Origin of the sequence: Streptomyces sp. NPDC046870, assembly GCF_040704595.1 — a bacterium.
Classification (GTDB): Bacteria; Actinomycetota; Actinomycetes; order Streptomycetales; family Streptomycetaceae; genus Streptomyces; species Streptomyces argyrophylli.
Map to the genome: position 1 here is coordinate 134823 of NZ_JBEYXM010000005.1, position 13005 is coordinate 147827.

The following is a 13005-nucleotide window of genomic DNA, read 5'->3' on the forward strand; positions in this document are numbered from 1 at the left end:
GTTCCCTTCCGAAGGGGCGGGGTCGGGTGTCTGCGGGCGTACGACGGTGTGCGGCAGGGGGTCAGCGTGGTGCGGAACGGGTGACGCAGTCCTCCAGGAAGGCCAGGGCGCGCAGGTGGTAGGGGCGGGCCGCCCAGCCCAGGCTGATGTTGTGGCCCGCGGCCGGCTGCCGCTCCACCAGGACGCGCGGGGACCCGGTGAACCGGGCCGCCAGGTCGGCCAGGTCCTCCGGGCCGTGCCGCCAACAGCGCTCGTGCTCGGCGAAGGTCAGCCGCACCGGGGCCCTGACCAGCGGTGCGATCCGGTCGAAGTACCGTGGCCAGTGCGGGAGTTCCGCCGCCTCCTGGGAGGGCACCGGCGCCGTCAGGGCCTCGCACGCGCGGAACGTGCCCGGGGGGTAGAGGCCGGGCGGCCCCCAGTACCGGGTCCATGCCGGGGCCCCGTGGTGCGCCCGCGGGGCGGTGAGCGGTACGGCGGGGCGGTGGCCGCACCCGGAGACGTCCAGGCCGAGCGCCGGAAATCCGTCGGCGGCGGCCCGCAGGACGAGTTTCCCGCCGAAGGAGTGGCCGAGCAGGAACAGGCCCGCGCCGGCCGGGTGCCGGGCCGTGAAGTCGTCGAGGGCCGCCCGCAGCAGTACGGACTACGTGGCCAGCGGCAGCCCGGCGGGCAGCTGTGCCGCCGACCGGCCGTAACCGGGGCGGTCGACGGCGAGCACGGAGCAGCCGAGCCGGGCGCCGAGGGTCAGCAGGGACACGTCCGGATGGGCCTGCCCGTCGAAGTAGCCGGCGCGCAGACCGCCACCGTGGACGGCGACGACGGTCGCCCGCGGCGCACCGCGCGCGGGTTCGCTCAGCAGGGCGGACAGGACGGTGCCGGCCGCGTCCAGCTCGATGCGGCGCACGCCCCTGGACACGGGTGCCGGTGCCGTCGCCGCCCGGCCGGCGGCGACGGTCGCCCGGCTCACGCCGCTCCCCCGGCGGCGGCCGTCCCGGGGGACGGTGCGCCGCCTGCGGGCCGCCCGGACCGCGGCCGGACGGATCCGCCGGCCGGACGGGGACCGGGGGTGCCGGTCCGGTCGCCCGTGGCGGCGGGCCGCCCGGCGCCTTCGCCGCCGCCCGCTCCGGCCGCGCCGATGTTCCCGGCCCAGGGCACCAGCCCACCGGGCAGGGCGGGGAGCACGGGGCCGCGGCCGGACCCGCCGGCCGGCGCCGTGTGCCCCGCGTCGGCCGGCCGCTCCCGCCCGGTGCCCCCGCCCGGAACGGGGCGCGGGCCACCTCCGGCGAGCCGGCCGTCGCTCCGGACGGCACGCGTGCCCTCGCTCGCGCCCCGGAGGGAACGCGTCCCCTCGTTCGCGAGTCGAACGGCAGGCGTGTCCTGGTCAGCGCGCCGGCCGGAGCCGGTGCCCGCGCCGGCACGCCGGCCCCCGCCCTGGACGGAACGCCCGCCCGCGTCAGCACGCCGGTAGGGCCGCATCTCCTCATCGGCACGCCGGTCTCCACCCCCGACGGAACGCCCGCCCTGGTCGGCACGCCGGCCGGAGCCCGCGCCAAAGCGGTTGCGCCGGCCACCTTCCCGGCTGGAACGCGTCTCCTCATCGGCCCACCGGTCCCCGGCCGCGTCGGAACCCGTGTCACCGGCGGCATGCCTGCCCCCGTCCCGGTCCGAACCGGTGTCACCGCCGGCGTGCCGGTCGCCGCCCCGGAGGGAGCCCGTGTCTCCGCCGAGGCGGTTGAGCCAGGGGGTGAGCGCCCGTGCCGCGGCAGGGCCGTAGGCATGCCGCAGGCGCCGGCCGAGGTCATCGGGGCCGAGGACGTACTGCTGGGGGCCGACGGTCTCCAGCACGACCGTGGCGAGTGCGCAGCCCAGCCGGGCCGCGTCGCGCGGCGGCCGTCCCCACGCGGTCGCGGCGAGGAATCCGGCCCGGAAGCCGTCGCCCACGCCGGTGGGTTCCCCCGGTGCCCCCGGGGGAACCGCGGGGACGTGCAGCGGTGGGTGTCCGGCGCCGGTGAGGTCGACGCCGTCGGCGCCGCGCGTGACGATCCAGGTGCCGGTGCGGTCCAGGACCTGCTGGTGCGTCCAGCCCGTGCGCTCCTGGAGCAGGGCGGCCTCGTACTCGTTGGTGAACAGGAACCGCGATCCGGTGACCAGGCTCCGGGTCTGTTCCCGGTCCAGTACGGCCAGTTGCTGCGAGGGGTCCGCGGCGAACGGGATGCCCTGCCGGCGGCACGCCCCGGTGTGCAGCAGCATCGCGCGGGGGTCGTCCGGGCCGATCAGGGCCATGCCGAAGGGACCGTGGCGGGCGCTGACGTCGGCGATCCGGATGTACCGCGCCTCGGCCATCGCCCCGGCGTAGAACGTGGCGATCTGGTTCTGCTCGGTGTCCGTGGTGCACACGAAGCGCGCGGTGTGCAGGGTGTCGCTGACGCGTACGGCCCCCGTCTCCACGCCCTCGTCCCGCAACCGGCTCCCGTACGGGCCGAAGTCCCGCCCGGCGGCCGCGGCGAGCACCGGCGAGAGTCCCAGCCGGGCCAGTCCGAGCGCGATGTTGGCGGCCACTCCCCCGGGGCGGACCTCCAGCGTGTCCGCGAGGAAGGACAGCGAGACGCGGTCCAGCCGGTCGGGGACGATCTGTTCGGCGAAGCGTCCCCGGTACGCCATGAGGTGGTCGGTGGCGACGGAACCGGTGACCAGGACGCGCCGCGGCCCGCTCACCGGCCGGCCGCCGCGCGCAGCGCGTCCACCCGGTCGGTCCGCTCCCAGGTGAACTCGGGCAGCTCGCGGCCGAAGTGGCCGTAGGCCGCCGTGCGGGCGTAGATCGGGCGGAGCAGGTCGAGGTCGCGGATGATCGCGGCCGGGCGCAGGTCGAAGACCTCGGTGAGGGCGGCCTGGAGGCGTGCCACCGGTACGGTCCCGGTGCCGAAGGTCTCGACGAACAGACCCACCGGCTCGGCCTTGCCGATGGCGTAGGCGACCTGGACCTCGCAGCGGGAGGCCAGGCCCGCCGCGACCACGTTCTTCGCCACCCAGCGCATCGCGTAGGCCGCCGAGCGGTCCACCTTGGACGGGTCCTTGCCGGAGAAGGCGCCGCCGCCGTGCCGGGCCATGCCGCCGTAGGTGTCGATGATGATCTTCCGGCCGGTCAGGCCGGCGTCGCCCATCGGCCCGCCGATCTCGAAGCGCCCGGTCGGGTTGACCAGCAGCCGGTAGCCGGCGGTGTCCAGCTTGATGCCGTCCTCCGCCAGTGCCTCAAGCTCCGGCTCGACGACGAACCGCCGCACGTCCGGGGCGAGTTGCCCCTCCAGATCGATGTCGCTCGCGTGCTGTGCGGAGACCACGACCGTGTCCAGGCGCACGGCGCGGTCGCCGTCGTACTCGACGGTGACCTGCGTCTTGCCGTCCGGCCGCAGGTAGGGGGCCGTCCCGTCGCGGCGTACGGCGGTCAGGCGGTGGGAGAGCCGGTGGGCGAGCCGGATGGGCAGCGGCATCAGCTCCGGGGTCTCGTCCGTCGCGTAGCCGAACATCAGGCCCTGGTCGCCCGCGCCCTGGCGGTCCAGTTCGTCGTCCCCGCGGGCAGCCCCGACCCGGCTCTCGTACGCGGTGTCCACGCCCTGGGCGATGTCCGGGGACTGCGCGCCGAGGGACACGGAGACGCCGCAGGAGGCGCCGTCGAAGCCCTTCTTCGAGGAGTCGTAGCCGATCTCCAGGATCTTCTCGCGCACCAGCGACGCGATGTCCGCGTACGCCTTCGTCGTCACCTCGCCGGCCACGTGCACCAGGCCGGTCGTGATCAGCGTCTCCACGGCGACCCGGGAGGACGGGTCCTCGCGCAGGAGCGCGTCGAGGACGGTGTCGCTGATCTGGTCGGCGATCTTGTCGGGGTGACCCTCGGTCACGGACTCCGAGGTGAACAGGCGTGAGGCCATCATGCGTCCTTGGTCGGGGAGGTCGGGGAGGTCGGGGAGGTCTCGGCGGGGGCGCGGGGCGGGCCGAACCACGTCCGCAGCGCGTCCTGGAGGCCGGCCGCCGGATCGCCGGTGCCGGGTGCCGCCCAGGCGACGTGGCCGTCGGGCCGGACGAGCAGCGCGGTGGTGCCCGCGAGGGGGTCGGTGCCGTCCACGGGTTTGGGCACGGCGGTGGCCACCGTGACCCGGTCGGAGAAGCCGGTGGCGGCGGCCCGGACGGCGGGTTCGCCGGCCAGGTCGAGCAGGACGCCGCGCGCCGGGTGGAGCAGTTCGGTGGTGCTGGTGCCGCCCGCCGCTCCTACGAGTTCGCGGTGTCCGACGCGGCGGCCGAGCAGCGGGTGGTGGCCGGGGCCGGCCGGGTAGCGGACGTCGAGTCCGCTGACGATGCCCGCCAGATGGCGTTTGACGTCGTCGTACTCCAGCAGTTCGGTGAACAGGTCGCGCAGCGGGTCCGCCTCGGCACCGCCGAGGAAGATCAGGCCCTGGGCGCGGGTGTTCATCAGCAGCCGTGCGCCGACCGGGCGCCGTTCGTCGTCGTAGGTGTCGAGCAGGGACTCCGGCGCGGTGCCGCGTGCCACGGCGGCCAGTTTCCAGCCCAGGTTGACGGCGTCCTGCACCCCGGTGCTCAGGCCCTGGCCGCCGGCGGGCAGGTGGATGTGGGCGGCGTCCCCGGCGAGCAGGACGCGGCCGCGCCGGTAGCGGTCGGCCTGCCGGGTGGCGTCGGTGAAGGAGCTGACCCAGGTGGCGTGGCCGTCGCTGATGTCCTCGCCGGTGATGTGCCGCCAGGCGGCGGCGACCTCGGGGAAGCCGGCCGGTCCGGTGCGGGCGTCCGGCGGGGAGCCGTGCGGGCAGACGATGATCCGGTCCGCGCCGTCACCGAGTGGTGCGGCCATCACCATGCCGTTCGGCAGCCGTTCGCCCAGCGGCCGGGGGCGCAGGGCGCGGCCGGCGACGTCGGCGAGGTACATCACGCGGGTGGCGGGGGTGCCCGGGAAGCCGAAGCCGGCCAGGTCCCGGACGGTGCTGTGGCCGCCGTCGCAGCCCACCAGGTAGGCGGCGCGGAGCCGTTCGGTGCCGGCCGGGGTGCGCAGGACGGCCTCGACGCCCGTGTCGTCCGCGGTGAGGCCGGTCAGTTCCCGGCCCCGCCGGACGTCCGCCCCCCGTTCCGTGGCCCACTCCTCCAGCACGGCCTCCGTCTCGGACTGCGGGATGTCGCGGGCCCCGAAGTGGGCACCCTCCAGGACCGTGTAGTCGAACCGGACGCCGCCGAAGTGGCCCACCGGGCTGATCGGCGGGACCGGGCCGCGGCCGAAGCGGGGCAGCAGGCCACGTTGGTCGAAGACCTCCATGGCGCGGGCGGTGAATCCGAGGCCGCGGGACTGCCCGGTCGGTGCGGCGAGCCGTTCGACGACGGTCACCCGGGCGCCGCCCAGGCGCAGTTCGCCGGCGAGCATCAGACCGGTCGGCCCGGCGCCGACGACGATGACGTCCGTGTCCATGGCCGCGCCTCCCTCAGCCCGTCGCGGAACGCGAGTGGGTGACCCGGTAGGTGTTGGCCTGGCGTCCGGTGACCAGTTCCCGGGCGCGGACGCGTCCGGCGCGGACGTCCGCAGGGCGTTGCTCCTCGGGGAGGTGGTGGAAGGCGTCGTACAGCTCCTTGCTGTCCCACTGCGCATAGTTGACGACGAAGGTGCCGTCCAGGCCGCGGAAGTAGGTGTGGGAGCGGTAGCCGGGCACGGTGGTGATCCACTCGTCGGGCTTGGCGAGGGTGTGGAGGAGTTCCTTCTGCCGGTCGGGGGTGGTGTCGAGGACGATCAGGACGGTGTAGTCGTCCCGGTCGGGCGAGATCTCTATGCCGTCGCCCAGCCCCGGGTGGTGCTGGGTGAACTCCAGCTCGGTCTTCAACAGGCGTACGGTCCGTGCCAGTCGGTGGAACTGGGGCACGGTCTTCTGCTGGAACTTCTGGCCCTGGTAGCGGGCTTCGAGGTCGGCGAGGCTGCGCCACTGGATGTAGTTGGCGGTGCCGGGGCTGTCGATGCCGGCGTGCAGGGTGGAGGAGATCCAGCCCGGGTAGTCCGCGTGGTCGATGATGTCGCGCATCGCGTCGAGCACGTCGTCCTGGAGGGCGCGGGTGTCGGTCTCGAAGAGGTTGAAGACGGTGAGGTGGCCGTCGTCGGGCTGGATCAGGGGCATGGTGTTCCTTCCGTGGTGGGGAGGGTCGCGCCGGCCGGGAACCAGCGGGCGCGTGCCGTCGCCTCGTCGTCGGCCCGCTCCGGCCCGGCCCGTACGACGTGGCCGTCGGGGCGTACCAGCACGGGGCCGTCGGCGCCGGGGCCCGGGCCGCCGTGCGGCCCGCCGAGCCGCAGTCCGTGGCCGGCCCGGAGCAGTTCGGTGGTGCTGGTGCGCCCGCCGGGGGTGTCGAGGGCCAGGTGCGGCAGGCGTGCCCCCAGCAGGGGGTGGGCGGGGCCGCCGACGTCGTACCGGACGTCGAGGCCGCTGACGAGTCCGGCGAGGTGGGCGCGCACGGGCTCCAGGGCGATCAGTTCGGTCATCAGCTCACGCAACGGCTGCACCTCGGGGCCGCCGAGCAGCAGCAGCGCCTGGGCGCGGATGCCGGCCAGGACGCGCCGGCCCACCTGGTGCCGTTCGAGGTGGTAGGTGTCGAGCAGGTCCGGGTGGGCGCGGCCGGTGACGTGTGCGGCCAGTTTCCAGCCGAGGTTGAAGGCGTCCGCCAGGCCGAGGTTGAGCGCCTGGCCGCCGATGGGCATCTGACGGTGGGCGGCGTCCCCGGCGAACAGGACACGGCCGTGCCGGTAGGCGTCGAGCTGACGGTTGGTGTCGTCGAAGGCGTTCACCCACAGCGGGGTGCCGCCGCTGATGTCCTCGCCGGTCACCCGCTTCCACACCTCGGCGATCTCCGCGTACTCCGGTGCGCCGGTGCGCGGCCGGGGCGGGACGCCGAACTCGTGCGCCATGACACGGGTCACCCCGTCCGCCCGGCGGGCCGCCACCGCGAAGCCGTCGGGCAGCCGCTCGAAACGCCGGTCCGGCACGTCGATGCCGGCGACGTCCGCGCGGACCAGCTCCCGCCGGGCGTCGTGCCCGGGGAAGGGAGCGTCCAGCAGCCGGCGGACCGTGCTGTCCTCGCCGTCGCACGCGACGAGGTACGGGCTGCGCACCCGCAGGGCGCCGCCCGGGCCCTCGGCCGCCGTCTCGACGTAGGGGGCGGCGCCCGCGGTGACGGTGTGCACGTCGTGGCCGCGCCGGATGTCGGCGCCGAGGGCGCGGGCCCACTGCTCCAGCAGCCGTTCGGTGTCGTACTGCGGGACCTTCCACTGCCCGGCGTACGGGCCGGGCAGGGTGAGGTCGAGGGGGATTCCCGCGTAGTGCCCCCGGGGCTGCCGCGGCGGGTCGCCGAGGGCCGGGAGCAGACCGCGGCTGTCGAGGATCTCCATGGTGCGGGCGTGCAGCGTGGAGGCGCGCGACTCGGTGGCGGGTTCCGGCCGGCGCTCCAGTACGACGACCTCGGCGCCGCCGAGCCGCAGTTCACCGGCGAGCAGCAGGCCCACGGGCCCCGCGCCCACCACCACGACCTGGGTGTCCAGCCGGGCCCCGGCCACGGTCAGGCCTTCCCTTCGGCGTACGCGCGGGCGTGGCCGAGGGTGGCGAGGCTGTTGGCGCCGAGCGCGCCGCGGACGTAGGCGCGGGCGTCCTCGAGGGTGGCGTCCGGGCCGAGCACGGCCAGGTTGTCCGGGTTCAGGGTCACGGTGTGCCGGGAGGAGGCGACCGTGCCCTGCGGGGACTCCTCGAAGGTCCACAGCCCGGTGTGCAGGGTCAGCAGGGCGGGCAGGGTGACCTGTTTGTAGGCGATGCGGTGGTGCGGGAAGGTCACCCGGTACGACTTGGTGGTGTGCGTGGAGCCGTCCTTGGCCCGCGTGTCCATCTCCAGGGTCTGCAGCCCGGGGGTGTCCTCGGTCAGGCGGGCGGAGGCGACGTGCGGCAGCCGTTCGGGCCACAGCCCCGCGTCGTTGACGAAGTCGTACACGTCCTTGGCGGCGCCGGCGACGGTCACGCTGTCGGTGAAGGAGAAGGTCAGCTCCTGGTGTGCGTGGGCGCGTTCGAGGTTGTCCTTGAGCGCGGCCAGTTCGGTGCGGCTGTTGTGGTCGACGGCGCGGTCGATCCAGGCGAGGGAGTCGGGGTCGTCGTCGACGGCGCGGTAGTCGTGCAGCAGCCGTACCCGGGCGGTGTCGTCGGTGACGGGTTCGATGATCCAGGTGCCGCCCATCGCGGCCACCGGCGGTGCGGTGATCTCCTGGCGGAAGGTGATGCGCAGCGCGTCCGCGTCGAGCGTGCGGCGGGACGTCCAGCTCTTCGCGCCTTCTCCCGCGGTCGCCCAGATGCGGATGCGTTCCTCGGTCCCGCCGCGCTCCACCTGGTCGACGTGGAGGGTGGGCGGGAAGATACGGGGCCACTGGGCGACGTCGGCCAGCAGCCGGTAGACGGCGGGCGCGGGCGCGCCGACGGTGATCTCGTGCTCGACCTCGCGGGTCGTCATGGCGGTGTCTCCTCGGCGGATGCGGTGGGTACGGGGGCGCGGGGCCCGGCGCGTGAGGGGTGCGGCGGTGTCCCGGGGCCGGGTCAGAAGTTGCCGAGTCCGCCGCAGACGTTGAGCGCCTGCGCGGTGATGGAGGCGGCGCTGTCGGAGACCAGGTAGCCCACCAGCCCGGCGACCTCCTCGGGGGTGGAGTAGCGGCCGAGGGGGATCTTCGCGCGGAACTTCTCGAGGATCTGCTCCTCGGTCGTGTCGTAGGCGGCGGCGTATCCCTGGCGCACCCGCTGGGCCATCGGCGTCTCGACGTAGCCGGGGCACACCGCGTTCACGGTGATGCCGGTGGGCGCGAGTTCGTTGCCCAGTGCCTTGGTGAAGCCGACCACTCCGTGCTTGGAGGCGGAGTAGGGGGCGCCGAGGACCACGCCCTGCTTGCCCGCGGTGGAGGCGATGTTGATGATCCGGCCCCGGGACTTGTGCCGCAGGCCGCCGGCATTGAGCACCTCCCTGGTGACCCGGAAGACACTGGTGAGGTTGGTCTCCAGGACGTCCTCCCACAGCGCGTCCTCGATGTCGGCGGTGACGCCGCCGCCGGACCGGCCCGCGTTGTTGACGAGGACGTCGATGCTGCCGAAGCGGTCCACGGCGGCCCGGACCAGGTGCTCCACGGCGGCCCGGTCCCGGACGTCGCAGGCGGTGCCGTCCACCTCCAGTCCCTGGGCGGTCAGTTCCTTCACGGTCGCGGCGACCCGGCCGGCGTCGCGGGCCGCGAGGAACACACGGTGTCCGCCGGCGGCCAGCAGCCGGACCACGGCCAGTCCGATGCCGCTGGTACCGCCGGTCACGAGCGCGACCGGCGCGGTCGGCCCGGGTGTCCGGGGATGCGCGCTCGTCTCGGTCGTCTCGGTCGTCATGGTGATCCCCTTTCAGGCGGCCCGGGCGGCCGACAGCCGCTCGTTGACGAGGTCGACCAGGGTCCGGGGGGTGGGGGCTTCGGAGAGCACGTCGTCGTCGAGCGAGACGCCGTACTCCCGCTCGATCCGGCCGACCGTCTCCAGCAGGGCCAGGGACTCGTAGCCCAGGGCCGTGAAGTCGGTGTCGAGGATGTCGCCGTCCAGGTCGACGGCCTCGTCGGCGCCGGCGGCTTCCAGCAGGATGCGCCGCAGCGCGTCGGGGGTGAAAACGTCGGTGGCCACCAAGGGTCCTTTCGGGGGGTGGGAGGCGGGACTCGGATGGGAGGCGGAACGCGGGGTGAGGAGCGTCATGGGGTCGGTGGACCGGCGCGGCTAACGGGCGGCGCGGCGGACCACCAGGGCGGAGTTGAAGCCGCCCTGGCCGCGGGCCAGCACGAGGGCGGTGCGCACGGGCAGGGTGCGCGGCCGGTCCAGGACGAGGTCGAGGTCGTACTCCGGCGCCGGATCGCTGTGCACGGTGGGCGGTACGACGCCGTCCCGGATGGCGAGCAGGGCGGCGGCCACGTCGAGCGGGGCCCCGCCGGAGTACAGGCGTCCGGTCATGGTCTTCGGAGCGGTCACGGGGACGCCCCGGGGGCCGAAGACGGCGGTGAGGGCCTCCGCCTCCGCCCGGTCGAGGCCGGGGTCGCCGGCCGCGTCGGCGAAGACGACGTCCACGTCGGCGGGGTCCGTCCCCGCGTCGGCCAGGGCGGTCTCGACGGCCTTGCGCAGTCCGGGCGGACGTCCCGAGCCCGGCTTCGGGTCGAGGGTGGCGCCGTACCCGGCGACCTCGCCGTAGACGTGCGCGCCCCGGGCGCGGGCCGCCTGCGCCTCCTCCAGGACGAGGAGGGCACCGCCCTCGCCGGGTACGTGCCCGCGCGCCGCCCGGTCGAAGGGCAGGTAGGCCCGGTCGGGGTCGTCGGCGGTGCTCAGTCTGCCGCCCGCGAGCTGGGCGACCCAGCCCCACGGGCACAGGGAGGCGTCCACCGCGCCGGAGACGACCAGCCTGGTGCCCCGGCGGATCTGCCGGCGGGCCTGCGCGAGGGCGTCGATGCCCCCGGCCTGGTCGCCGACGACGACGCCGCTGGGCCCCTTCATGCCGTTGCGGATGGAGATCTGGCCGCTGTTGACGGCGTAGAACCAGGCGAACGACTGGTACGCGGACACGTACTGGCTGCCCTGGCTCCACAGTTTGCGCAGTTCGTTCTGGCCGAACTCGAAGCCTCCGGAGGCGCTCGCCGTGACCACGCCCATGTCGAACTCGGGCAGTTCGCCGGGGCGCACCCCCGCGTCGGCGAGGGCCCAGTCGGCGGCGGCCAGGGCGATCCGGGTCATCCGGTCGGTCTGCGGGATCAGCCGGCTCGGCAGATGGTCCTCGGCCACGAAGCCGCTGATCTCACCGGCCAGCCGGGCCGGGTAGCGGCCGGGGTCGAAGCGGGTGATCCGGCCGATGCCGCTGCGGCCGGCCAGGGTGGCCGCCCAGTACGCGGGCGTGCCCAGTCCGTTGGGCGAGGCGACGCCCAGACCCGTGACCACCGCGGTGCCGGTCACATCCGCCTCCGTCCCGGCTCGGCGAGCACCATCGCGCTCTGGAAGCCGCCGAATCCGCTGCCCACCGTGAGCACCACGTCGGTCAGCTGGTCCCGGGCGTGCAGCGGGACGTAGTCGAGGTCGCACTCCGGGTCGGGGGTGTGCAGGTTGGCGGTGGGCGGCACCACGTCGTACTCCATGGCCAGGACCGAGGCGGCGATCTCCAGGGAGCCGATCGCGCCGAGCGAGTGCCCGATCATCGACTTGATGGAGCTGACCGGGGTCCGGTGGGCGTGGTCGCCGAGGCTGCGCTTGAAGGCGGCTGTCTCGTGCCGGTCGTTCTGCCGGGTGCCCGAACCGTGGGCGTTGACGTAGTCGATGTCGTCCGGGTTGAGCCGGGCCTCGTCCAGGGCGACGCGGATCGCCTCCGCCATCTCCGCGCCGTCGGGGCGCAGGCCCGTCATGTGGTAGGCGTTGCTGCGGGTCGCGTAGCCGGCGATCTCCGCGTAGACGTGGGCGCCACGGCGGCGCGCGCTCTCCAGCTCCTCCAGGACGAAGACGGCGGCGCCCTCGCCCAGCACGAATCCGTTGCGGGTCTTGTCGAAGGGGCGCGAGGCGGTGGCCGGATCGTCGGAGCGGGGGGTGGTGGCCTTGATGGCGTCGAAGCAGGCCATGGTGATCGGGGAGATCGGCGCGTCCGACGACCCCGCCACCATCACGTCCGCCGAGCCCTCCCGGATCAGTTCGGCGGCGTGGCCCACGGAGTCGATGCCCGAGGTGCATCCGGTGGACACCACGGTGCCCGGCCCCTCCGCGCCGACGGCCCAGGCCACCTCGGCGGCGAACGAACTGGGGACGAAGTGGTCGTACAGGTGGGGCACGGCGTAGGTGTGGTCGACCAGGTCGAGCCGCCCGCCGTCGCTCACCACCCGGTACTCCGCGTCGAGTCCGGTCGTCGCGCCGACGGCACTGCCGATCGTGACCCCGACCCGGTGGGGGTCCAGCGCCGTCAGGTCGATCCCGCTGTCGTCGACCGCGCCGCGCGCCGCGACCACGGCGAACTGGGCGGCCCGGTCCATCCGCCGGACCTCCTGCGGGGTCAGTCCGTGGGCGTAGGGGTCGAAGTCGATCTCCGCGGCCACGCGGGAGCGGAACGGCGTGGGGTCGAAGAAGGTGATGCGCCGGGTCGCGGTCCGGCCCTCGCTGAGCAGGTTCCAGAAGTCCTTCGTGCCGATCCCGCCGGGCGCGAGGACCTCCACGCCCGTGACGACCACGCGGCGCGCCGTCATGCGGAGGCCTCCCAGGAGTAGAAGCGGGAGGCCATCGCGTCGGCCGGGGAGCGCCAGGTGGCGGGGTCGTAGGCCTCGATGAACGGCTTGAGGTCGTTGCTGATGCCGACGAACCGGGGGTCGTTGCGGGCGTGTTGGATCCGCTCCCCGCCGTCGGCGGCGTCGAAGTCCTGGAGGTGGAAGTACAGTCCCCGGTACGTGAACAGCTGACGGCGCCGTGTCCCCATCAGGTGTGGCATCTCGGTCGAGTCGAACGCGGTGAACAGCTGCGCCACCTCGGTACTGGCCTCGGGCGCCATACGGGCGACGATCAGCGTGCTGTGCATACGTGACACTCCTTCGGTACGGGCATGCCGGACGGCGGACGTGCGCGGGCGAGGTGTGCGGGGCCGGACGTACGGGGCCGGTCCGGTGTCGGGGCCGGCGGCGGGTGAGGAGCGGTGTCCCGTTTCCCGGCTTCAAGACTCTTCGGCCGCCGACAGCCGATCAAGGTGCGCCTGTTCAGGACTGCGTCATCTTGTGCACGGGTTGCGCAGGAACGGGCGGGAAGGACAGGGGAACGTCAGACGAGCGTCGCGCGAGTGCCGGTTCGCCGGTGGCGACGGGCATGACGGTGCCGTGGGTTGCGACCGGGGAGGCGCGCGGCCGGGCCGGTGGCCGGGCCGGGACGGGGATCGCCGAGGAGTGCGTGAGGCCGGCCGTCGGCAGCGACGACCCGCGTC

At 74.5% G+C, this 13005-nt stretch carries 10 protein-coding genes and 2 pseudogenes; all 12 read right to left on the minus strand.

The window, feature by feature from the left end:
• Positions 1 to 61 precede the first annotated feature (61 nt).
• Positions 62 to 901 (minus strand): annotated as a pseudogene (locus AB0946_RS14070) (alpha/beta fold hydrolase).
• An 851-nt stretch (positions 902 to 1752) separates the two neighbouring features.
• Positions 1753 to 2712: pseudogene (locus AB0946_RS14075) on the minus strand (carbohydrate kinase family protein); the annotation flags it as partial.
• Positions 2709 to 3923 (minus strand): methionine adenosyltransferase, encoded by a 1215-nt coding sequence (gene metK, locus AB0946_RS14080; RefSeq protein WP_366761091.1) that lies wholly within the window; start codon positions 3921 to 3923, stop codon positions 2709 to 2711. The gene metK and the pseudogene AB0946_RS14075, both read right to left, overlap by 4 nt.
• Positions 3923 to 5461 carry an FAD-dependent monooxygenase gene (locus AB0946_RS14085; protein ID WP_366760827.1) on the minus strand — a complete coding sequence of 513 codons (1539 nt, stop codon included), beginning with the start codon at positions 5459 to 5461 and terminating at the stop codon, positions 3923 to 3925. The genes metK and AB0946_RS14085 overlap by 1 nt, the downstream gene beginning before the upstream one ends.
• 13 nt (positions 5462 to 5474) lie before the next feature.
• Complete coding sequence (locus tag AB0946_RS14090; RefSeq protein WP_366760828.1) at positions 5475 to 6155, minus strand: antibiotic biosynthesis monooxygenase; 681 nt, start codon at positions 6153 to 6155, stop codon at positions 5475 to 5477.
• Entirely contained in the window at positions 6146 to 7582 is a 1437-nt protein-coding gene (locus AB0946_RS14095; protein WP_366760829.1) for an FAD-dependent monooxygenase, read from the minus strand. Before AB0946_RS14095 ends, AB0946_RS14090 begins: the two co-directional genes overlap by 10 nt.
• 2 nt (positions 7583 to 7584) lie before the next feature.
• A complete protein-coding gene (locus tag AB0946_RS14100) occupies positions 7585 to 8517 on the minus strand; it encodes an aromatase/cyclase (RefSeq protein WP_366760830.1) in 933 nt (310 codons plus the stop codon).
• Positions 8518 to 8600: 83 nt separating this feature from the next.
• Positions 8601 to 9425: a 3-oxoacyl-ACP reductase FabG gene (gene fabG, locus AB0946_RS14105; RefSeq protein WP_366760831.1), complete on the minus strand. Its 825-nt coding sequence runs from the start codon at positions 9423 to 9425 to the stop codon at positions 8601 to 8603.
• A gap of 12 nt (positions 9426 to 9437) precedes the next feature.
• The gene (locus tag AB0946_RS14110; RefSeq protein WP_366760832.1) at positions 9438 to 9707 is read right to left on the minus strand and encodes an acyl carrier protein; all 270 of its coding nucleotides are present in this window, start codon (positions 9705 to 9707) and stop codon (positions 9438 to 9440) included.
• 90 nt (positions 9708 to 9797) lie between these two features.
• Positions 9798 to 11015 (minus strand): ketosynthase chain-length factor, encoded by a 1218-nt coding sequence (locus tag AB0946_RS14115; protein WP_366760833.1) that lies wholly within the window; start codon positions 11013 to 11015, stop codon positions 9798 to 9800.
• Positions 11012 to 12283, minus strand: a complete 1272-nt coding sequence (locus tag AB0946_RS14120; protein ID WP_366760835.1) for a beta-ketoacyl-[acyl-carrier-protein] synthase family protein — start codon at positions 12281 to 12283, stop codon at positions 11012 to 11014. Before AB0946_RS14120 ends, AB0946_RS14115 begins: the two co-directional genes overlap by 4 nt.
• Positions 12280 to 12609: a TcmI family type II polyketide cyclase gene (locus AB0946_RS14125; protein ID WP_366760836.1), complete on the minus strand. Its 330-nt coding sequence runs from the start codon at positions 12607 to 12609 to the stop codon at positions 12280 to 12282. Before AB0946_RS14125 ends, AB0946_RS14120 begins: the two co-directional genes overlap by 4 nt.
• Between the last annotated feature and the right edge of the window lie 396 nt (positions 12610 to 13005).

Bases quoted from the DNA above. Each gene is read 5' to 3' on its own strand.
- metK (WP_366761091.1), bottom strand. From the start codon at position 3,923: ATGGCCTCACGCCTGTTCACCTCGGAGTCCGTGACCGAGGGTCACCCC.
- AB0946_RS14125 (WP_366760836.1), bottom strand. From the start codon at position 12,609: ATGCACAGCACGCTGATCGTCGCCCGTATGGCGCCCGAGGCCAGTACC.
- AB0946_RS14120 (WP_366760835.1), bottom strand. From the start codon at position 12,283: ATGACGGCGCGCCGCGTGGTCGTCACGGGCGTGGAGGTCCTCGCGCCC.
- AB0946_RS14090 (WP_366760828.1), bottom strand. From the start codon at position 6,155: ATGCCCCTGATCCAGCCCGACGACGGCCACCTCACCGTCTTCAACCTC.
- fabG (WP_366760831.1), bottom strand. From the start codon at position 9,425: ATGACGACCGAGACGACCGAGACGAGCGCGCATCCCCGGACACCCGGG.
- AB0946_RS14085 (WP_366760827.1), bottom strand. From the start codon at position 5,461: ATGGACACGGACGTCATCGTCGTCGGCGCCGGGCCGACCGGTCTGATG.
- AB0946_RS14100 (WP_366760830.1), bottom strand. From the start codon at position 8,517: ATGACGACCCGCGAGGTCGAGCACGAGATCACCGTCGGCGCGCCCGCG.